The following is a 21,717-nucleotide window of genomic DNA, read 5'->3' as shown; positions in this document are numbered from 1 at the left end:
AGCATCATGCCGCAGCCTGGGTGGCCTCAGAGCAGGAAGCGCCGGTTGTCGTTTTCCTCGTAGCGCGGCTCTACCTTGCGGAACTTGAGCTTGGTGCTGCTCTTGAGCTTGCGCCCGGCCAGCTTGCGCTGCAACTGGCGGTGCACGGCGCCGATATGGCCGACCGAATCCTGCGCGTAGGGCTTGCCATCGGTGGCGCCGGGCAATCCGCCGCCTGCCGCCAGTGCCGCGTTATGGGCGGCCGCCGAGCGCGCGATCAGCACATCGAGGTACTGGCGCGCGCGCACGGCCGCATGCAGCATACCGTCGGTCGGGTTCTGCTTGGCGCGCACCGCGTCTTGCGGCAGGCGCACGTTGGCGGCGACGCGGCGCAGCGCGGCACGCAGTTCGGCGCCGTCGAGATCGGCTTCCTGGATGATCCAGATCGCGTCGTGGCGGATCCAGCCTTCCACGTCGATCATCCGGCGCAGCAGCGCCGGCAGCAGCAACTTGCCGCCGTAGCGGCGCGTGCGGCGGATGGCGGCCAGGCCGATGCGGCGCACGTGCGGGTTTTCATGCTCGAACAGGTCGGTGACGACCTGGTCGGCGGTTTCCTGCGACTCGATCAATTCGGCAAACTGGCCGGCCAGCGAGATTTCCTCCACGCCGTTGAGCTTGTTCTTGCTCGCCAGCCGGTTCAGCTTGAACATCAGCATGCGGTATCGCAGCATACATATCCCCGAAATTCGCAAACAGTGGTTCTGAAGTGAGCCGCCGGTCGTGTATGCCGGCGTCGATCTTCCCGCGGGCATGAAACGCGGGCCATTGGACGTTATCGGCCAATCCTCAGCCGACTTTAGGGCAGGCCCCGAATTTTTTCGCGCGGCGCCGATGGTCTACACTGTGGCGTTCCGCGCCGCCTGCGGCGGCCGCTATCCGACAGAAAAGGCTCCAGTACCGTGGCGGATTCGCTGTTCTCCGACCCTCCCGACCGTTCCCGGCAACCGCTGGCCGAACGCCTGCGTCCGCGCAATATCGACGAAGTCATTGGCCAGCAGCACCTGCTGGGCGCCGGCAAGCCGCTGCGCGTGGCTTTCGAATCGGGCGAACCGCATTCGATGATCCTGTGGGGCCCGCCCGGCGTGGGCAAGACCACGCTGGCGCGGCTCATGGCCGATGCGTTCGACGCCGAATTCATCGCACTCTCGGCCGTGCTGTCCGGCGTCAAGGACATCCGCGAGGCCGTGGAGCGCGCCGAGCAGTTCCGTGCGCACGGACGCCGCACGCTGGTGTTCGTCGACGAGGTGCACCGCTTCAACAAGAGCCAGCAGGATGCCTTCCTGCCCCATGTGGAAAGCGGGCTGTTCGTCTTCATCGGCGCCACCACCGAAAATCCGTCGTTCGAGGTCAACGGCGCATTGCTGTCGCGCGCGGCCGTCTATGTGCTCAAGAGCCTGGACGAGGCCGAGTTGAAGCAGCTCGTGCTGCGTGCCAGCGAGGAACTGGGCGGCCTGCAGTGGGATGACGAGGCCATGGGGCTGATCATCGGTTCGGCCGATGGCGACGGTCGCAAGCTGCTCAACAACGTGGAGATCGTGGTGCGCGCCGCGCGCAATGCCGGGTCGCAGACCATCGACACGGCGCTGCTGGGCAGCGCGCTGTCCGAGAACCTGCGCCGCTTCGACAAGGGCGGCGACGCGTTCTACGACCAGATCAGCGCGTTGCACAAGTCGGTGCGCGGGTCGGACCCAGACGGCGCGCTCTACTGGTTCTGCCGCATGCTCGACGGCGGCGCCGATCCGCGCTACCTGGCGCGCCGCATCGTGCGGATGGCCTGGGAAGATATCGGCCTGGCCGATCCGCGCGCGGGCCGCATCACGCTCGATGCCGCCGAGACATACGAGCGGCTGGGCTCGCCCGAGGGCGAACTGGCGCTGGCGCAGGCGCTGATCTACCTGGCCGTGGCGCCCAAGTCCAACGCCGGCTACAACGCCTACAACGCGGTGCGCGCGTTCGTGGCCAAGGACAAGTCGCGCCCGGTGCCCGTGCACCTGCGCAATGCGCCCACCCGGCTCATGAAGGAACTGGGCTACGGCCACGCCTATCGCTATGCCCACGACGAGCCGGAAGCCTATGCGGCCGGCGAGCACTACCTGCCCGACGACCTGCGGCGCCAGGACTGGTACCAGCCCACGCCACGGGGGCTGGAGGGCAAGATCGGCGACAAACTGCGCCATCTGCGCGATCTCGACGCCGCCTGGCACCGCGAGAACCGGGGCGCCAAGGACGGTAGCAAGGACGGCGGGAAAGACGGCGGAAAGGGCTGATCCGCCGCCGAACGCCCGAACAGCGCGGGAATTCCGCGCAGATTCGGCGCCGTCCGGTCATCGGGGTGCAGTAAAATGTCGCGTTCGCCGGCATGTCGCCGGCACTGCACACCGACCAAGCAACATGCTCGACATCCAGCTGTTCCGCAAAGACATCGACGCCGTGGCCCAACGCCTGGCCACGCGCGGTTATCAACTCGACGTTGCCGCGTTCCAGGCCCTGGAGGCCGAACGCAAGCAACTGCAGACCCAGACCGAGGACCTGCAGGCCCGCCGCAACGCGCTGTCCAAGCAGATCGGCATGCTCAAGGGCAAGGGCGAGGACGCCGCGGCGCCCATGGCCGAAGTGGCCGGCATTGGCGACACGCTCAAGGCGTCGGCCGAGCGCCTGGCCCAGATCCAGAGCCAGCTTGCCGATGCCATGATGTCGATCCCGAACCTGCCGCACGACAGCGTGCCGGTGGGCAAGGACGAAACCCAGAATGTGGAAGTGCGCCGCGTGGGCACCCCGCGTACGTTCGACTTCGAGGTCAAGGACCACGTGGACGTGGGCGCCCGGCTGGGCCTGGACTTCGAGACCGCGTCGAAGGTGACGGGCTCGCGCTTCGCATTCCTGCGCGGCGGCGTGGCGCGCATGCACCGCGCGCTGGTGCAGCTCATGGTCGATACCCACACGCTGGATCACGGCTACACCGAGATGTACGTGCCGTACATCGTCAACGCTGCGTCGATGCGCGGTACCGGGCAGCTGCCGAAGTTCGAGGACGACCTGTTCAAGGTGCCGCGCAAGGTAGGCGGCGAGGACGGCCAGGACACGATCGAGAATTTCTACCTTATTCCCACGGCCGAAGTGCCGCTGACCAACATGGTCCGCGACGCGATCGTCGCCGCCGAAAAGCTGCCGCTGCGCTTCGTGGCCCATACGCCTTGCTTCCGTTCGGAAGCCGGCTCGTACGGCAAGGACACGCGCGGCATGATTCGCCAGCATCAGTTCGACAAGGTCGAGATGGTGCAGGTGGTGCCGGCCGACCAGTCGATGGACGCGCTGGAGCAGATGACCGGCCACGCCGAGGCCATCCTGAAGAAGCTCGACCTGCCGTTCCGCACGGTGGTGCTGTGCACGGGCGACATGGGCTTTGGCAGCACCAAGACCTATGACATCGAGGTGTGGATCCCGGCGCAGAACACGTACCGCGAAATCAGCTCGTGCTCGAATATGGGCGACTTCCAGGCGCGCCGCATGCAGGCCCGCTCGCGTGCCGGGCAGGGCAAGCCGGAGCTGGTGCACACGCTGAACGGCTCGGGCCTGGCCGTGGGCCGCACGCTGGTAGCCATTCTGGAGAACTACCAGAACGCCGACGGCTCGCTGACCGTGCCCAAGGCGCTGCAGCCGTATATGGGCGGTGTCGAGCGTCTGGAACCGGAAGCGTAAAAAATGTTGGAAAAGGGGCTTGCGTAGTTGATAGCAATGTCCCTATAATCTCGGCTTCGCTGCTTACGCAACGACCCAGTTACCGGAGAGGTGGCAGAGTGGTCGAATGTACCTGACTCGAAATCAGGCGTACCGGCAACGGTACCGTGGGTTCGAATCCCACCCTCTCCGCCAAAACAAAAAGCTGCCGACTGTTTCGACCACCGGCAGACAAGAAACACAGTAGTAAAACTCAGACCGACCTCGGCGCAAGCTCAGGTCGGTTTTGTTTTTGGGCGTTCGCCGCTGTTGTTCGCTCGTTGTTGTTCGCCATTACTCGGCCGCCGGCAGGCGCGACACCAGCAACTGGTCGATCTTGTGATGGTCGATGTCCAGCACCTCGAAGCGGAAGCCGGCCACGGTGATCGATTCCGACTTCTTCGGAATCCGCTTCAGCGCATAGATGACCAGCCCGGCCGCGGTGTCGACATAGTCATCGCCGGGGATCGTATCGAGTTCCAACGCTTTCTTCAGGTCGACCAGCGGGGTCAGGCCGTCGACCAGCCACGATGTGGCGTCGCGGCGCACGATCTGCTCGTCTTCGTTCGAAAACAGGATGTCGCCCATCAGCGCGCCGACAATGTCGTCCAGCGTGACGATACCCACCACCAGGCCGTACTCGTTCATCACCACGGCAAAGTTCTCGTGCATCTCGCGGAACCGCGTCAGCGATTCGGACAGCGTCAGCGTGTCCGGAATCACGAGCACGTTCTTGTCGTAGTGCTTGCCGATGTCGTCCAGCACTGACGCATTCTCGTTGGCCAGCAGCAACTGCAGGATGTCCTTCGAATCCATGTAGCCCAGCACGTCGTCCACGCTCTTGCCGCACACCGGGTACTGCGCATGCGGCTGCTTGACCAGCTTGCGGCGCACGCTGTCGGCCGATTCATCGAGCGTCAGGAAAACCACGTCGTCGCGCGGCGTCATGATCGCGGTAATCGGCTTGGAGTCGAGTTCGAACACGTTCTCGATCAGATGCAGCTCGTGCTTGTGCAGCACGCCGGCCTCGGCGCCCGCATCGACCATGGCAGCGATGTCCTCGGTCGTAATCTGGTCGACGGGCTTCGTGGGGATGCCCAGCAGCTTCAGCATCGCGTCGGCCGCCGCGTTGAACACCCAGACCACGGGTTTGAAGACCCGCAGCAAGGTCAGCATCGGACCGATCACGTTGAGCGCGCAGGCTTCGGGGAAGGTCATCGCCACGCGTTTCGGGATCAGATCGGCAAACTGGATGAACACCAGCGTCACGACCAGGAACGAGCCGATATTGGCCACGCGCTGTGCGGTGTCGGGGTTCAGCCAGGGCAGCAGCGCGTCGAAGAGCAGGTCGGAGACGTGCTTCTCGCCAAGGATACCGGCCAAGATCGCCACGCTGTTCACGCCGATCTGCACGACGGTGAAGAAGTTGCCGGGCTCTTCCTTGAGCAGCAATACCTTGGTGGCGCGGTGGTCGCCGCGTTCGGAGAGAACTTGAAGCTTGGTGCGCCGGGCTGCGGTCAGGGCGATCTCTGAGATCGAGAAGAACGCGCTCGCCAGCACCAGGAGGATAAGGGTCAGGACGAACATAGAAGGCTCACGCACCGGTCGGTGCGTGTTGATGATGGTGCACGGCGTGGTGGGCTGTCAATTGTCGACTCAATGCGGCGGGCTCGATCGGGCGCGTGGATCAGCGGGGGACGGCGTCGAACTGTGCCACCGGCGTTTCGAGGCGCTCGTCGAGCGTCGCCGCCATGGCGTCCGCCGCCGCGGTGAAGTGGGCCTGCATGTCATCGACCAGGCTTGATGCGCCGCGATGGCTGGCGCGCAGCATATGGATTTCGAAACCGAGTTCGGGCTGCACGTCGTGCAGCGCCACGTTGGCAGCGTTGGCGCTCAGCGCCGTGTACTCGTCGAGCAGCGTCAGGCCCAGGCCGGCGTCGACCAGCGCCAAGGCCAGCGAATAGGTTTGCACCTCCAGCGTCGAATGTGGTTCCAGCGCATGGCGCGCCAGCGTCTGGCGCACCAACAGCCCCAGCGAACTGTCGTCGTCGTAGCCGATGAACGGCCGCTCCATGATCTTGCGCATCGGCACCATGCCACGCCGCCCACCCGTGGGCAGCGGCTGTGCGCGGGGCACGGCCAGCAGCATGCGTCCCGTGGCCACGGTGACGCTGGTGATGGCCTCATGGCGCGGCGGCGAGAACGCAAAGCCCACGTCGATCTGGTTGGCCAGCAGCGCCGCGACGATTTCATTGGTGTGGTGGGTCAGCACCTGTACCTGGGTGTCGGGGTGCCGCGCGCAGAAACGGCGCACGGCCGGTACCAGCAGCGGGTTGGCCAGGCTGGGCGTGGCGGCCACGCGCAGGCGCCCCGCGCCCTTGTGGCGCAGGCTTTCCGACACGCGCCGCACGCGCTCGATCTCGCCATATAGCCTTTCGACATCGCCATACAGGGCCAGCGCCTCGGGCGTGGGCTGCAGGCGGCCGCGCTGGCGGTCGAACAGGCGAAAGCCCAGCGACGCCTCGGCGTGCTGCAGCACGCGTGTGACGACGGGTTGCGAGACATGCAGCAGGCGCGCGGCCTCGCTGACGGTGCCGGTCAGCATGACGGCACGGAATACTTCGATCTGACGCAGACGCATCGTTGTGGTGCGGCAAGAATGCCGTTTCGGTGCGGAAAAATGGTGCTTTGCACTACGGGAAGACCCGAGTGGCGGCATCCATAGCCTGAAGACATATTCTGGCACGTATTGGCATTAGGCAACCCGCGCGCGGTGCTCTACGCTCTGGCCCATCGTTTGAATCGGCAAGAGAAGGCAAGTCAGATGCGCGTAGCGATTGTGGGTGCCGGTGTGGTTGGCATGACAACCGCCTGGCGGTTGGCCAACGATGGTCATGAAGTGACCGTGGTGGAACGCCACGACGGGCCGGGCGAGGAAACCAGCTTCGCCAATGGCGGGCAGCTCAGCTACAGCTACGTGGCGCCGCTGGCCGGGCCGGGCGTGCTGTCCAAGGTGCCGGGCTGGCTGCTGGACCGCGATTCGCCGATGCGCTTCCGGCCGTCTATGGATGCGGGCCAGTGGCGCTGGCTGCTGGCCTTTGTGCAGGCGTGCAATGCATCGACCAGCGAAGCCACCACGCGCAAGCTGCTGCGGCTCGCCTTTTATTCGCGCGACCTCATGCAGGCGTTCGTCAACCGGCCCGAGGCACGCGAGGAGGGCGGCGGTTTCGATTTTGCACGGCGCGGCAAACTTGTGGTGCACCGCGATGCGGCGGCGTATGTATCGGCCTGCCGCCTGCTGGATTACCAGGCCAGCCTGGGCTGCGAGCAGCAGGCGCTGGACCGCGCCGCGACGGTGGCGCTGGAGCCGGCGCTGGCGGGCATCCGCGACGACATCGCCGGTGCGATCTACACGCCCAGCGAGGAAGTGGGCGATTGTCATCTGTTCTGCGTGTCGCTGGCCCATCTGTTGCAAGGGAATCCAGCCGTGACGCTGAAGTTCGGGACCAAGGTGACCGAACTGGTGCGCAACGGCGACCGCGTGACGGGTTTGCGCACCGACCGTGGCGACATCGCGGCCGATGTGGTGATCGTGTCCGGGGGCATCGGCAGCGTGCCGTTGCTGCGCCCCACGGGCGTCCGGCCGATGCTGTGGCCGCTCAAGGGGTACAGCATCACCGTACCGATTGCCGAGGGCGCGCAAGCACCGCATATCAGCGTGACGGACTTCGCGAACAAGATCGTCTACGCGCGCATTGGCAACACGCTGCGCGTGGCGGGGATGGCCGATATCGTGCGGGGCGGGGCCGTGATCGACCGCGAGCGGGCGCAGACGCTGGTCACGCAGACGCGCGCGGTGTTCGGCAACGTGACCGATGGCGCCGACCTGGACGCGCTGCAGCCCTGGGCGGGCCTGCGTCCGGCCACGCCGACCGGCTTGCCGATGATCGGCGAGTCGCGGCTGCGCGGGCTCTGGCTGAACCTGGGGCATGGCGCGCTGGGTTTTACGCTGGCCATGGGCAGCGCCGGCCTGCTGGCCGACCGGCTTGCCGGGCGCGCGCCGGCCATCGACATGGAAGATTTCAGTGCAGCTTCCGCCTGAGTTTCAACGCCCGGGTGGGGGCAAATACGGGTTGTGCTGGAAGCAGTTGGAAGTAACTTGGTAGTACGTTGGAAATACGTTGGTAGTGGGATTGCCTCGAGTCGTCTGTCTATTAAACCAAGCCCCTTGAAGGAGCGAACCATGAAGTCACTGTCCGTCCGTTCGGCCACCCAAATTCGTCGCCTGGCTGCCGCCGCGCTGCTGGCCACCGTCGCCGCCGGCGCCCAGGCCGCCGATGGCGACACGCTCAAGAAGATCAAGGACAGCGGCGTGATTTCGCTGGGCTACCGCGAATCGTCGATTCCGTTCTCGTATTCGGACGGCAACCAGGTCATGGGCTATTCCCACGACTACCTGCTGGCCATCGTCGACAAGGTCAAGTCGACGCTGAACATGCCGAACCTGCAGGTCAAGATGACGCCGATCACGTCGCAGAACCGCATTCCGCTGATGCAGAACGGCACGCTCGACATCGAATGCGGCAGCACGACCAACAACACCGAGCGCCAGAAGCAGGTGGCCTTCTCGAACAGCCTGTTCATCTACGGCATCCGCATGCTGACGAAGAAGGACTCGGGCGTGACCGACTTCCCGCAGCTCAAGGGCAAGAACGTGGTGACCACCGCCGGCACTACCGGCGAGCGCCTGCTGGTGAAGATGAATGGCGAAGGCATGAACATGAACCTGACCAGCGCCAAGGACCACGGCCAGGCCTTCCTGATCCTGGAATCGGGCCGTGCCGTGGCGTTCGTGATGGACGAGCCGCTGCTCTACGGCGAGCGCACCAAGGCCAAGAACGCCGGCGAGTGGGTGGTGGCCGGCACGCCGCTGCAGACCGAAAACTACGCCTGCATGTTCCGCAAGGACGATGCCTCGTTCAAGAAGCTCGTGGACGACGTGGTGGCCGACATCCAGAAGAGCGGCCGCGCCGAGAAGCTCTACACGAAGTGGTTCCTGCAGCCGATTCCGCCGCGCAACATCAACATGAACTACGCGCTGTCGCCGGAAATGAAGCAGCTGTTTGCAGAGCCGAACGACAAGGCGTTCCAGTAAGACCCTCCAAGGGTTTTTCTCCCCCGGCCCCTCTCCCTCCGGGAGAGGGGCCGGGGGAGAGGGCAAGCGGTTCAAATTGCGATCTGTCGGCAAGCAGAACCTCCAGCCCCCACCCCCAACCCCTCTCCCGCCTTGCGGGAGAGGGGAGCAAACAAACAGAGCGCCGTGCGGGAGAGGGGAGCCGCGCAACTTAGGTGGCCTACCGGTTATATAACCATATCCAATCGTTATTTCGCCTCCGATAGCATTTGCGGTACCTTTGAGCCCGTTATAGGCTCATAGGGCCGTCGGATTTCCCCCAAAAGGGGCATCCGACACGCAAAACCGCATCCCACTGGAGAACATATGCGAACGATTCGATCGGGTTGGTTCAAATCCCTGCTGGCTACCGCGCTGGTGGCAGGCGCCACGGGCCTTGCCGCGACGGCGGCCCATGCCGCGGATCTGCTGGACACGGTCAAGCAGGCCGGCGTGCTCAAGATCGGCCTGGAAGGAACCTATCCGCCGTTCGGATATCGCGGCGCCAACAACGAGCTGGACGGATTCGATGTCGACGTGGCGCGCGCCGTGGCCGGCAAGCTGGGCGTCAAGCCCGAGTTCGTGACCACCGAATGGAGCGCGATCATCGCCGGCCTGCAGGCTGGCAAGTTCGACATCATCGTCAACCAGGTCTCGGTGACGCCGCAGCGCAAGCAGGTGCTCGATTTCTCGACGCCGTACGTCTACTCGGCCGCCCAACTGATCCAGCGCAAGGACGACAAGCGCGAATTTGCCTCGCTCGACGCGCTGAAGGGCCACAAGCTGGGCGTGAGCCTGGGCAGCAACTACAACGACCTGGCCAAGTCGGTGCCGGGCATCGACGTGAAGACCTATCCGGGCGCGCCTGAATACCTGCGTGACCTGGCGTCGCAACGCGTGGACGCGGCGCTCAATGACCGCCTGATGGTCAACTACCTGATCAAGCAGGCCAACCTGCCGCTGCGCCCGGGCGCGGTGCTGCCGGGTGCCAACAGCGAAGTCGCGATCCCGTTCCGCAAGGACAATCCGAAGTTTGCCGCTGCCGTGAACAAGGCGCTGGACGACCTGCGCCATGACGGCACGCTGGCCAAGCTGTCGAACAAGTGGTTCGGCTCGGACGTGACCAAGCCGCTCAAGTAAGTACAAGGTCCCCCAGGACCCACGCGAGGCCGGCGCATGTTCCCATGCCCGGCCTCGTTTGCATTAGCGGCCATCGCCACGCGGGTCGACCGGGACAAACGCCAATCACGTATGATCGCGGCATTCCGGCCCTTGTCCGACTGATCCACGTTGCCCATGTCCGCGCTCCAGCTCGTCATTGATTCGCTTCCCGTATTGCTGCAGGGCACGCTGCTCACGCTGAAGTTCGCCGTGCTGTCGATGGCGTTCGGCCTGGTGGTCGGAATCGTGGTGGCGCTGATGGGCATTGGCCATCAGCCCGTGCTCAAGGCTATCGCGCGGGTCTACGTCAGCATCATGCGGGGCACGCCGCTGCTGGTGCAGATCTTCGTCGTCTATTACGGGTTGCCGAGCATCGGCATCGCGCTGGAGCCCACGCCGGCCGGCGTGCTGACGCTGAGCCTCAATGTGGGCGCGTACCTGTCGGAGAGCATGCGTGGCGCCATCCTCGGCGTGCCGCGCGGGCAATGGCTGGCCGCGTACAGCCTGGGCATGACCCCGATCCAGACGCTGCGCCATGTGGTGGGGCCGCAGGCATTGCGGCTGGCGGTGCCCAGCCTGTCGAACAGCCTGATCAGCCTCATCAAGGACACGTCGCTGGTGTCGGTGATCACCGTCACCGAACTGCTGCGTACGTCGCAGGAAATCATCGCCGCGACCTACCAGCCGCTGCCGCTGTATCTGGCGGCCGCCGCGATCTACTGGATTTTGAGTACGGCGTTATCGGCGTGCCAGCATGTGCTGGAGCGGCGGTTGGCGCTGCCTACGCGGCACTAGGTCACTGCGGGATTGTTGACGGGAAAGGCTTAGAGCCGGTGGCACCTTGAGGCGCTTGCCCTCACCCCCGGCCCCTCTCCCGGAGGGAGAGGGGAGCACGGCAAGGGGGAGAGGGGAGCGAGGCGGGCAGGGGCGAAGCTGTGACTACGCTTCGTTGATGCGCTTGGCGATGTGGTCCAGTGCTTCCTCGACCTGGTCGATCAGGATCAGGCACAGGTCGCCGGGTTGCAGGCGTGCCAGGGCCGTGTCGATGGCCACGAACTCGCCGCGGATTTCCTCGGTATGGCTGGTGCGTTGCGCACCGACCAGACCTTCCTGCAGCAGCGCCAGCACTTCGCCGTCTTCACGGCCGCGCTGGCACTGGTCCTGATACAGCAGCACGTCGTCGAACACGCCGCCCAGGATCTGGGTCTGCTTGCGGATATCCTCGTCGCGGCGGTCGCCAGCACCGCTGATCACCACCGAGCGCTTCTTCGACGGCATCGTCTCCACGGCGTTGCACAGCGCCTGGATGGCATCGGGGTTGTGCCCGTAGTCGGCAATCAGCGTGGCGCCCTTGTAGTCGAACACGTTGAAGCGGCCCGGCGCCGTGGCGGCGTCGTTGACGAACGTGGTCAGCGCGCGGCGGATCACGTTCCAGTCGATGCCCAGCGCCCAAGCGGCGGCAATCGACGACATCGCGTTCTCCACCTGGAAGCCAATCGAACCATTGCGCGTCAGCGGGATGTCGGCCAGCGCAAAACGCACGCTGGTGTCGCCTTCCGTTGCCACGATCTCGGCGCCTTCCACAAACACCACACGCTTGCCCTGGGCGCGATGCAGCGCCATGGTGGGCAGGCCGGGGTCATGCGCGAAGAACGTGACCAGGCCCGGGCAGGCGTCGGCCATGCGCGCCACCATCGGGTCGGCGGCGTTCAGCACGGCCATGCCATGCGGTGCCACGTTCTGCACGATCACGCTCTTGAGCACGGCCAGGTCTTCCACGGTGCTGATGTACGACAGCCCCAGGTGGTCGCCTTCGCCCACATTGGTCACCACGGCCACGTCGCAGCGGTCGAAGGCCAGGCCCTCGCGCAGCAGGCCGCCGCGTGCGGTCTCGAACACGGCCGCGTCCACGTCAGGGTGCAGCAGCACGTTGCGCGCGCTGCGCGGGCCGCTGCAGTCGCCGGTGTCGATACGCTGGCCCTGGATGTACACGCCGTCGGTGCCGGTCATGCCCATGCGCAGGCCATTCGAGGCCAGGATATGGGTGATCAGGCGTACCGTGGTGGTCTTGCCATTGGTGCCCGAAACGGCCACCACGGGAATGCGCCCGTCGTCGCCATCGGTGAACATGGTCGAGATGATCGCTTCGCCAACTGCGCGGCCCTTGCCGTACGACGGCTGCAGGTGCATGCGCAGGCCCGGCGCGGCGTTGACCTCGACGATGCCGCCAGCCTGTTCCTCGAACGGCTTGAGCATCGTTTCGCACACGGCATCCACGCCGCAGATGTCGAGCCCGACCATCTGTGCGGCGGCTACCGCGCGGGCGGCGATATCCGGATGCACATCGTCGGTCACGTCGGTGGCGCTGCCGCCTGTGGACAGGTTCGCGTTGTTGCGCAGAACCACGCGCACGCCCTTGGACGGCACGGCGTCGGCAGACAGGCCCTGCTTGGCCAGCGTGGCCAGGGCGATGTCGTCGAAGCGGATCTTGGTCAGCGAGGTGGCATGGCCTTCGCCACGGCGCGGGTCGCGGTTCACTTCCTCGACGAGCTGGCGCACCGTGTGCGATCCGTCGCCAATCACCTGCGGCGGATCGCGGCGTGCCGCGGCCACCAGGTGCTTGCCCACCACCAGCAGGCGGAAGTCGTGACCGGGGATGTAGCGTTCGACGAGCACATCGGTGGAAATGTCGGCGGCCACTTCGTAGGCCGTCATCACTTCCTCGCGCGTGCGGATGCGCACGGCCACGCCCTTGCCCTGGTTGCCGTCGCGCGGCTTCACCACGACCGGCCCGTTGATTTCCTGAGCGGCGGCCCAGGCTTCTTCAGCGCTGGTCACCGAACGGCCCAGCGGCACGGGCACGCCGGCCGCATGCAGCAGGGCCTTGGTCAGTTCCTTGTCCTGCGCGATCGATTCGGACACGGCGCTCGTCATGTCGGTCTCGGCGGCCTGGATGCGGCGTTGCTTGCTGCCCCAGCCAAACTGCACCATCGAGCCTTGCGTCAGACGGCGATACGGAATGCCGCGTGCTACAGCCGCGTAGACGATCGAGCCCGTGCTGGGGCCCAGGCGCACGTCCTCATCGAGTTCGCGCAGGCGGTGCAGCGCGTCGTCGAGGTCGAACGGGGCGTCGTCGCGGGCGGCCAGGCACAGTTGCTCGGCCAGTTCGAAGGCCAGGCGGCCCACTTCTTCCTCGCTGTACTGCACCACCACCTGGTAGGTGCCCGGTTCCAGCGTGGGCGCGGCATGGCTGAACGTCACCGGGCAGCCGGCCGCGGCCTGCAGGCCCAGTGCGGCGGCTTCCAGCGCGTGCGCCATCGAAGGCGAGCCGGCTTCGTCGTCGGGCCGCATCGGGCCGATGCCCGGAAAACGCGCGCGCAGGCGGTCTTCAAAGCCAGGTAATTCGGCCAGCAGGTGCGATTGGTTCGAGCAGGCCACGATGGCTTCGATGGCGGTATGCCGGCACCAGAGATTCGGGCCACGCAGAGCCCGGATACGAGAGACTTCCATAGAATCGATTGTCCGTTGTTCTTGCGGCCCGAATTACGCGCGGCGTCCGCTGCGGCCCATCCACTGGTGTACCTGCTCGACGGTGCTCTCGGTCGAGCCCTCGTCGCATTGCAGGACCAGCAGGTCACCGGCCACCAGCTGCGACAGCGCGGCTTCCACCGCGTCGCGGCGCACGCCTTCGTCGATGATCTTGGTCACGCGGCGGCCTTCGTAGAGGCCCTTCTTCAGCAGGGCGCGCGCCTCGGTTTCAGCCAGGTCGCGGCGCACGCTGAGGTCTTCGCACAGGAACACGCGGTCGAACGACTTGCCGATCACCTTGCCTTGCTGCACCAGGTCTTCGTCGCGACGCTGCACGCCCGCGCCAAACACGATCATGCGGCGTTCGGCCGGGAAGCGGTCGAGCGCGCTGGCCAGCGCCTGCAACGCCGTGGCGTTGTGCGCATCGTCGACGATCACGGTGGCGCCCTGGCGCTCGAACATCGTGAAGCGGCCCGGCACGTCCACCTGGCCCACGTCGAACGTGACGATGCCCGCGCGGATCAGGTCGTTGGAGATGCCCAGCGCCCAGCCCGTGGCCACGGCGGCCAGCACGTTCTCGATCTGGAACGCGACACGGCCCGCGTAGGTCAGCGGAATGGCGGAGACGTCGGTCAGCGCGGTCTCGCTGCCGCCGGTGGCCATCACGACCTTGCCGTCGCGGACGAACACCGCGCGCTTGCCGGCGACGCGATGCTCGACGATGGCCGGCAGGTCGGCAGAGAGGCCGAAGAACACCACGTCGCCATCGCACAGCTCGGCCATTTCAACGAGGCGCGGATCGGCGGCATTGAGCACCGCCGCACCGGTCTTGAGCACCACGTCAACCTGGGTGCGCAGCACGTTGTACATGCGGTCCTCGTCCTCGACGTAGTAGTCGCCGAGGTGGTCGGGCTGGCCAAAGTTCGTGACCACGCCGACCTGGCAGCGGTCGTAGGGCAGGCCCTGCGACAGGATCATGCCGCTGTCGTTCTCGAACACGGCGGCTTCCACCGCGCGGTTCATCAGGATGCGGTGGCCGGCGTCCCAGGCAGCCTTCTCGCCACGGTCGCCCTTTTCCACCAGGCGGCGGTCCAGGAACAGGCCATCGCTGCAAGCCAGGCCCGTGTGCTTGCCCGACAACTGCAGCAGGCGCGCCACGAGCTTGGCCACCACGGTCTTGCCGTTGGTGCCGGTGATGCCGACGACCGGAATGCGGCCGTCGTCTTCCACGCCGTTGCGGCTCGGGAACAGGTGATCGACGATGGCACGGCCCACGGGGCGCGGTTCGCCATCGGCGGGCTTGATGTGCATCAGCAGGCCGGGGCCGGCGTTGACCTCGACGATCGCGCCGCGCTGGTCAGGCAGCGGACGCGAGATGTCCTCGGCCACCAGGTCCACGCCGGCGATGTCCAGGCCGACGATGCGCGCGGCCAGCGCGGCATGTGCGGCCACGCTCGGGTGCACGCGGTCGGTGACGTCGAACGCCACGTTGCCGTTGCGCTGGATCAACACAGTGCGGCCTTCCGGCGGCACGGCGCTGCCATCGGCATAGCCCTGGCGCTTCAGTTCCAGACGGGCGGCGGAATCCAGGCGCACGCGGTTCAGCGGGTGGTCCTCGGTGCTGCCGCGACGCGGATCCGAGTTGATCTGCGATTCGATCAGTTCGTCGATGGTCTGCTTGCCGTCGCCCACCACCGATGCGGTCTCGCCCATGGCACAGGCGACCATGCGTCCGCCCACGATCAGCAGGCGGTGCTCGTTGCCGAGCACGAAGCGCTCGACGATCACGCCGCTACCTTCCTCGATGGCCACCGCGTAGGCGGTTTCCACTTCCTCGCGCGTCATCAGGTTGGTGAACACGCCACGGCCGTGGTTGCCGTCGTACGGCTTGACCACCACGGGCAGGCCGATGCTCTCGGCGGCGTCCCAGGCGTCTTCGGCGCTCTCGACCATGCGGCCTTCGGGCACCGGCACGCCGCACGACTCCAGCAGCGTCTTGGTCAGGTCCTTGTCGCGCGAGATCGATTCGGCGATGGCGCTGGTGCGGTCGGTCTCAGCCGTCCAGATGCGGCGCTGGCGCGCACCATGGCCAAGCTGCACGAGGTTGCCGTCGGACAGGCGGATCGACGGGATGTCGCGGTCGTCGGCGGCATCGACGATGCAGGCCGTGCTCGGGCCCAGGCAGTGCTCGTCGACGAGGTCGCGCAGCGCCTCGACGGCGGCGGGCACGTCGAACGGACGATCCTCGATGGCAGCCATGACCAGGTCACGCGCGGTGAAAAGCGCGGCGCGCGTCACCTGTTCGTGCCAGGCGCGTACGATGACCTTGTAGACCCCGCGCACCGGCGTCTCGCGTGCCTTGCCGAAACCGCCGGGCATGCCCGCCAGGTTCTGCAGTTCAAGCGTGACGTGTTCCAGGATGTGTCCCGGCCAGGTGCCTTCCTTGAGGCGCATCAGGAATCCGCCTCGCACGCCCGGGCTGCAGCGGTGCTCGATCAGCGTCGGCAGCCACGCGGACAGGCGCTCGTAGAACCCCGGAATCTTGTTGGAGGGAAAGTCCTCCAGTTCGCCGATATCAACCCATGCCTCCAGCACTGGCCGATATGTCCACATATTCGGGCCGCGCAGCGACATGACATCGAAAATCTCAATGTCCTTCTTTTTCATTGAATTTGCTTGAGGCAGATGGGCGAGTGCCCGGGAAATGGAAAGCCTAACCTTTCAGTAACGTTACTGTAGCCTCAGGGTTGACCCTCGGTAACCCCTTTTGAGACTGGTAACGCGTTGTGCAGCGCATCAAGTCGCCCGTTTGTTTGCGTTATGTATACTTGCGGGCAAAATTGCGGGCCGCCAGCCTGGTGACCCGCTTAAATTGTTTCAAGTTATGTCCGTTTTAGATCCGTTTTTGGGCCTGCGGACGCGCTTTTATCGCATTTTGCGCTGACAATGACCCAGTCCTCCCCGTCTGCTTCCACTCCCCCCGGCCCGCAAGGCCCCTGGATTGCCGAACTCGGCAATTCCCTGCTGTCGGGGGAAACCGTCCTGGCCGGGCTGATGCTGGACCTGGACGCAAGGCTGCATTTTACCCAAGGGTGGCTGGTTGTGACGGATCGTCGTCTGATCTCTCGCGCCCCGGGTGAAAAAGACCTGCGTAGCTGGGATATCAGCCCCGCGCTGACCCTGACGCACGGCGACCATGCCGGCGTTGGCACGCTGGAACTGGCCGACGGCCAGCGCCGCCTGGCGAGCTGGCGCTATACGCTTGGTTACAATCCCGACGCACTGCGGCTGGCTGACCAGTTCGACGCGCGCCGCGACGTGCTGGTAACCGGCCACGCCAGCGAGCCGGACGCCGACATCTGCCCGACCTGCAAGGCCCCCATTCCGCCGGGCGAGGAACAATGCCCGCAATGCAGCCGCGAGCTGGAGACGCCGCCGTCCACCTGGGCGCTGCTGCGCCTGTGGCGCTTTGCGCGGCCGTACCGCTGGGAGCTGCTGGGCGGCTTCATGCTGCTGCTGTTCGGCACTGCCGCCACGCTGGTGCCGCCGTACCTGACCATGCCGCTGATGGATAAGGTTCTGATTCCGTATCAGAACGGCGTGCCGATCGACTACGACCTGGTGAAGATGTACCTGGCCGGCCTGCTGGGTGCCGCGCTGGTGGCGTGGGCCCTGGGCTGGGCGCGTACCTATCTGCTGGCACGGGTGTCCGAGCGCATCAGCGCGGACCTGCGTACCACCACCTACGAGCACCTGCTCAAGCTGTCGCTGGAATACTTCGGCGGCAAGCGCACCGGCGACCTGATGGCGCGGATCGGGTCGGAGAGCGACCGTATCAGCGTGTTCCTGTCGCTGCATCTGCTCGATTTCGCCACCGATGTGCTGATGATCGCGATGACGTCGATCATCCTGATCTCCATCAACCCGTGGCTGGCGCTGGTGACGCTGGTGCCGCTGCCGTTCATCGCGTGGATGATCCACCTGGTGCGCGACCGCCTGCGCCATGGCTTCGAGAAGATCGACCGGATCTGGTCGGAAATCACGAACGTGCTGGCCGATACGATTCCGGGCATCCGCGTGGTCAAGGCGTTCGCGCAGGAAAAGCGCGAGGTGGTGCGCTTTCGCGAAGCCAACCGGCACAACCTGGCCATCAACGACCGCGTGAACGCCGTGTGGTCGCTGTTCACGCCTACCGTGACGTTGCTGACCGAAGTTGGCCTGCTGGTGGTGTGGATCTTCGGCATCTGGCAGGTCAGCCACGACGCCATCACGGTCGGCGTGCTGGTCGCCTTCCTGACCTATATCAGCCGTTTCTACACGCGACTCGATTCGATGAGCCGCATCGTGTCGGTCACGCAAAAGGCGGCGGCCGGCGCCAAGCGGATCTTCGACATCCTCGACCATGTGTCGAGCGTGCCCGAGCCGCAAAAGCCGGTGCACATCGACAACGTGCAGGGCGCCATCGAAATGCGCGACCTCGGTTTCCGCTACGGCAACCGCGCGGTGATCCGTGGCCTGAACCTGACCATCCGCCCCGGCGAGATGATCGGCCTGGTGGGCCACAGCGGCTCGGGCAAGAGCACGCTGGTGAACCTGATCTGCCGTTTCTACGATGTTTCCGAAGGCGCGATCCGCGTGGATGGCGTGGATATCCGCTCGCTGCCCGTATCGGAATTCCGCCGCAATATCGGCCTGGTGCTGCAGGAGCCGTTCCTGTTCTTCGGCACCATCGCAGACAACATCGCCTACGGCAAGCCCGACGCCACGCGCGAGGAGATCATCGCCGCCGCACGTGCGGCGCATGCGCACGAGTTCATCCTGCGCCTGCCGCACGGATACGACTCGCTGGTGGGCGAGCGCGGCCAGGCGCTGTCTGGCGGCGAGCGCCAACGGATTTCGATTGCACGCGCGCTGCTGATCGATCCGCGCATCCTGATCATGGACGAGGCGACGTCGTCGGTGGACACCACGACCGAGAAGGAAATCCAGAAGGCGCTGGACAACCTGGTGCAGGGTCGCACCACGATTGCCATCGCGCACCGCTTGTCCACACTGCGCAAGGCCGACCGGCTGGTGGTGATGGATCGCGGCCAGATCGTCGAAGTGGGCAGCCACGACGAACTGCTGGCGCGCGAAGGCGCCTACTACAAGCTGTACCAGGCGCAGGCGCGCAATGTCGACACCGAGGCGGACGAAACCAGCGAACGCAGCGAAGCGGAGGCGGTCAGTGCCCAGTAATCCTTCATTTGAGCAAACGGCCATGCAGACGCCCGAATTCACCCTGACCCGCAACAGCCTGGGCAAGCTCGTGCTGACCACCCCGGACGGCACGCAGCACGAAGGCGTGGTGCCCGTGCGCGCCTTTCCGATTTCCGCGTCCGACGAGGGTGTGGGCATGATGAGCACCGACGGTCATGAGTTGGCCTGGCTGCCGCGTCTGGAAGGCTTGCCGGCACCGACGCGCGAGCTGATCGAGGCCGAACTGGCATCGCGCGAATTCATGCCAGAGATCCAGAAGATTCTTGGCGTGTCGACCTATGCGACGCCGAGCGTATGGACCGTGAAGACCGATCGCGGACAGACCGACCTCGTACTGCGCGGCGAGGAGGACATTCGCCGCCTCACGGGCACGACGCTGCTGATCTCGGACAGCCACGGCATCCAGTTCCTGATTCGGGACCAGATGGCGCTGGACAAGCCGAGTCGGAAAATTCTGGACCGGTTTCTCTGACCGGCTCCCCTGCACGAACAAAAACGGCACGCCTTGGCGTGCCGTTTTTGTTTCAAGCCGCGATGGCTTCAGTGCAGGACGGACGGCGCATCGTCGTCTTCGTCGCCATCCCAGTCCTCGTAGTCGATCGGGGTGTCCGGCGCCATGTCCCACACCATCGAATGGAAGCGGATGCTGAACCATTCGCGGAACATGGCCAGCGTCAGGGTTTCTGGCCAGACCGAGTCGTCAAACCATTCGCCGAGCATGAATTCGAAGAAGTACTGCCAGCGCTTTTCCACCCAGCGCAGGGCGTTCTCCGTGGTGTCGGCCACTTCGTCCGGCAGCAGGAACACGCTGGCGTCGTCGCGCACGTCGTCAAGCGTCAACGTGGGTACGGGCTCGGGGTCCACGGCCTGGATCCAGTCCAGGAACGGTTGCTCCGGCAGGAGCATGACGATGGACCGGTTGACGGTGAAGCGGGGGCGTTCGGACATGAAGGCGGGCTGAAAGAGGCGACGCAACTATTGTAGCGCCGACCCGCCGGCGGACAGCGATGGATCCGGAATGTCTTGTGCTTGACGACGCGTAAAGCACAAGAGGGTTTCGGAAATGTCCGATTCCTTGTGCATGGTGCAGCGGTTGAAATCGCGCAGCTTCGCTGATCGGGGGCGATGACAACAGCAATTTTTAGGAAAAACACCATGCATTTCAGGAAGTCAGTATTGGCGGGGCTGGCGACGGCCGCTGCTGTAGCCGCGCCGTTACCGGTGCTTGCGCACGGCACGATGGAATTACCGGCCAGCCGCGTGCTGACCTGCTACAACGAAGGCGCCGAGCAGCCGAAGTCCGGCGCATGCCGTGCCGCCAGGGCCGTCGGGCGCGCGCAGCAGTTCTACGACTGGAATGGCGTTCGCCAGGGCAGTGCGGCGGGCAATCACAAGGCATTCATCGCCGACGGCGAACTGTGCTCGGGCGGATCGGCCAGTTTCCGGGGACTGGATCTTGCGCGGCTCGACTGGCCGCAGACGTCGATCGTGCCAACCGTCTCGGGCGAATACACCTTCGTCTGGCGCGCCTCGGCGCGGCACGCCACGGAATACTTCAAGTACTACATCACGCGCGATGACTGGGACCCCGGCGTGCCGCTGCGCTGGAGCGATCTGGAAGAGTTTGCCAGCGTGCCGGGCGCGCAGGCCACCAACGACGGCGGACGCTATCGCATGAACGTGCAGTTGCCCAAAAACAAGAAGGGCAGCCACATGATCTACAGCATCTGGCAGCGCGCCGACAATCCTGAAGCGTTCTATGCCTGCGCCGACGTGAAGTTCCCCGGTGACGGGCTGGCAGTGCGTGAGATCGGCTGGGAAGACCAGGGCGCACTAACCGCGATGGGCAATCTCGTCGTGGGGACCAAGCTGACGTTCCGGGCCATGGACAGTGCAGGCCGCGACGCCGGCAAGCATGTGCTGACCATCACGGCGGCCAACGCCAAGGCAGCTACCTGGGCCTATCAACTGGCACAGAAGCTCAACACCGAGTCGCAGATATTCCGCATTGGCGAGCTGCAGGCGCGCAATGGGGCATCGAACATCGTGCCGCTGAACTCCGCCACAGCCAATCGCGTCTACCTGGGCAAGACGTACGCGGGCTATCGCTATGAAATCGACAAGGAAGCACCCAGCGCCAGCGGCAGATCGGGCAGTGGCCGGGGCGCCGCATCGATCGGGCAGTCAGACGGGAGCACGCTTGATACGTGGCGGGAAGGCCCTGCCTATGAAATGGGTCAGAGTGTGACTTACCAAGGCAAGCGCTAGGTCTGCCTGCAACGTCATATGGTATGGCGCGGTGCAGGATGGACCCCTGCAGTGACGCCCGCGCTGTGGCGTCTGATTCGCTAAGTGTTGTATTTCGCCGAAAGCTGTTCGAATTTGTTCCGATCGCTTCAGTTTTCGGCGAAATTTGCCGTCATTGTTCGGATACGGGGATAGGAGCCGTCTGATGAGCCTTACCTTTCTCCCGCCCGGCGATGCGTTCATGCCGACCATGACGGAACGGTTTGCCGAAGCGGAAAAAATTGAAGATCGCGCCCAGCGCTGGACTGCGCAGGCAGAAATCGCGTTGGATACGGGCGACATGTACCTGGTGGGTCTTGTGCTGTTCAAGGCCATCCAGGAATTTGGGGTCGATGCCTACGCGGCACATTCTGGCGAGTCGCACGCGCGACTGCAGCGGCTATGGATGCCGGGTATGGTCGGCTCGGTCGATCATGCAAAGCGCATGTATGTGCCGCTGGGCGTCAGCTTGCCTGTGGATCGCTACTACGCCGCCCGGCTGGAAAGCATGCCGGTGGATGGTGCCGTCCACTGATCGCGTCCAACGATCACAC

Annotated in this window: 16 protein-coding genes and 1 tRNA gene; 11 read left to right on the top strand and 6 right to left on the bottom strand. The window is 65.2% G+C overall.

The window, feature by feature from the left end; genetic code table 11:
- Positions 1-26: 26 nt before the first annotated feature.
- Positions 27-710 (bottom strand): hypothetical protein, encoded by a 684-nt coding sequence (locus MFF62_RS04355; RefSeq protein ID WP_238260584.1) that lies wholly within the window; start codon positions 708-710, stop codon positions 27-29.
- A gap of 228 nt (positions 711-938) precedes the next feature.
- Between MFF62_RS04355 and MFF62_RS04350 the strand changes: the two genes are divergently transcribed.
- The 3 genes from MFF62_RS04350 (at position 939) to MFF62_RS04340 (ending at position 3,912) form a co-directional block, all read left to right on the top strand.
- Positions 939-2,306: a replication-associated recombination protein A gene (locus tag MFF62_RS04350; protein WP_238260582.1), complete on the top strand. Its 1,368-nt coding sequence runs from the start codon at positions 939-941 to the stop codon at positions 2,304-2,306.
- A gap of 124 nt (positions 2,307-2,430) precedes the next feature.
- Positions 2,431-3,738, top strand: coding sequence for a serine--tRNA ligase (gene serS, locus MFF62_RS04345; protein WP_238260580.1), 1,308 nt, complete (start codon positions 2,431-2,433; stop codon positions 3,736-3,738).
- Between the two features lie 84 nt (positions 3,739-3,822).
- Positions 3,823-3,912 (top strand) — tRNA-Ser (locus MFF62_RS04340).
- Between the two features lie 138 nt (positions 3,913-4,050).
- On the opposite strand, the gene paeA is transcribed toward MFF62_RS04340, so the two are convergent.
- Entirely contained in the window at positions 4,051-5,343 is a 1,293-nt protein-coding gene (gene paeA / locus MFF62_RS04335) for a polyamine export protein PaeA (RefSeq protein WP_238260578.1), read from the bottom strand.
- A 100-nt stretch (positions 5,344-5,443) separates the two neighbouring features.
- A complete protein-coding gene (locus MFF62_RS04330; RefSeq protein WP_238260577.1) occupies positions 5,444-6,397 on the bottom strand; it encodes a LysR family transcriptional regulator in 954 nt (317 codons plus the stop codon).
- Positions 6,398-6,553: 156 nt separating this feature from the next.
- On the opposite strand from MFF62_RS04330, the gene MFF62_RS04325 reads away from it, so the two are divergent.
- The 4 genes from MFF62_RS04325 (at position 6,554) to MFF62_RS04310 (ending at position 10,885) form a co-directional block, all read left to right on the top strand.
- Positions 6,554-7,858 carry a D-amino acid dehydrogenase gene (locus tag MFF62_RS04325; RefSeq protein ID WP_404990612.1) on the top strand — a complete coding sequence of 435 codons (1,305 nt, stop codon included), beginning with the start codon at positions 6,554-6,556 and terminating at the stop codon, positions 7,856-7,858.
- A gap of 141 nt (positions 7,859-7,999) precedes the next feature.
- Positions 8,000-8,911 carry a glutamate/aspartate ABC transporter substrate-binding protein gene (locus MFF62_RS04320; protein ID WP_238260574.1) on the top strand — a complete coding sequence of 304 codons (912 nt, stop codon included), beginning with the start codon at positions 8,000-8,002 and terminating at the stop codon, positions 8,909-8,911.
- A 345-nt stretch (positions 8,912-9,256) separates the two neighbouring features.
- Positions 9,257-10,069 (top strand): transporter substrate-binding domain-containing protein, encoded by an 813-nt coding sequence (locus tag MFF62_RS04315; protein ID WP_238260573.1) that lies wholly within the window; start codon positions 9,257-9,259, stop codon positions 10,067-10,069.
- A 156-nt stretch (positions 10,070-10,225) separates the two neighbouring features.
- Positions 10,226-10,885, top strand: a complete 660-nt coding sequence (locus MFF62_RS04310; protein WP_238260572.1) for an amino acid ABC transporter permease — start codon at positions 10,226-10,228, stop codon at positions 10,883-10,885.
- A 144-nt stretch (positions 10,886-11,029) separates the two neighbouring features.
- Here MFF62_RS04310 and cphA (MFF62_RS04305) read toward each other — a convergent pair whose 3' ends face one another.
- Together cphA (MFF62_RS04305) and cphA (MFF62_RS04300) are read right to left on the bottom strand one after the other, a co-directional pair.
- A complete protein-coding gene (gene cphA / locus MFF62_RS04305; RefSeq protein ID WP_238260570.1) occupies positions 11,030-13,600 on the bottom strand; it encodes a cyanophycin synthetase in 2,571 nt (856 codons plus the stop codon).
- A 33-nt stretch (positions 13,601-13,633) separates the two neighbouring features.
- The gene (gene cphA, locus MFF62_RS04300; RefSeq protein ID WP_238260568.1) at positions 13,634-16,285 is read right to left on the bottom strand and encodes a cyanophycin synthetase; all 2,652 of its coding nucleotides are present in this window, start codon (positions 16,283-16,285) and stop codon (positions 13,634-13,636) included.
- Between the two features lie 279 nt (positions 16,286-16,564).
- On the opposite strand from cphA (MFF62_RS04300), the gene MFF62_RS04295 reads away from it, so the two are divergent.
- Both MFF62_RS04295 and MFF62_RS04290 read left to right on the top strand, forming a co-directional pair.
- Positions 16,565-18,856, top strand: coding sequence for a cyanophycin metabolism-associated ABC transporter (locus MFF62_RS04295; protein ID WP_238260540.1), 2,292 nt, complete (start codon positions 16,565-16,567; stop codon positions 18,854-18,856).
- Between the two features lie 22 nt (positions 18,857-18,878).
- Positions 18,879-19,349, top strand: a complete 471-nt coding sequence (locus MFF62_RS04290) for a cyanophycin metabolism-associated DUF1854 family protein (RefSeq protein WP_238260538.1) — start codon at positions 18,879-18,881, stop codon at positions 19,347-19,349.
- A 68-nt stretch (positions 19,350-19,417) separates the two neighbouring features.
- Here MFF62_RS04290 and MFF62_RS04285 read toward each other — a convergent pair whose 3' ends face one another.
- Positions 19,418-19,825: a hypothetical protein gene (locus MFF62_RS04285; RefSeq protein WP_238260536.1), complete on the bottom strand. Its 408-nt coding sequence runs from the start codon at positions 19,823-19,825 to the stop codon at positions 19,418-19,420.
- A gap of 207 nt (positions 19,826-20,032) precedes the next feature.
- Between MFF62_RS04285 and MFF62_RS04280 the strand changes: the two genes are divergently transcribed.
- Positions 20,033-21,145 (top strand): lytic polysaccharide monooxygenase, encoded by a 1,113-nt coding sequence (locus MFF62_RS04280; protein ID WP_238260535.1) that lies wholly within the window; start codon positions 20,033-20,035, stop codon positions 21,143-21,145.
- Positions 21,146-21,329: 184 nt separating this feature from the next.
- Entirely contained in the window at positions 21,330-21,698 is a 369-nt protein-coding gene (locus MFF62_RS04275; RefSeq protein WP_238260533.1) for a hypothetical protein, read from the top strand.
- Positions 21,699-21,717: the final 19 nt, after the last annotated feature.

This window comes from Cupriavidus pauculus (genome assembly GCF_022179805.1).
Taxonomy (GTDB): domain Bacteria; phylum Pseudomonadota; class Gammaproteobacteria; order Burkholderiales; family Burkholderiaceae; genus Cupriavidus; species Cupriavidus pauculus_E.
Note: the sequence above shows the minus strand (reverse complement) of the source record. Positions and strands in the feature narration are given on the sequence as shown.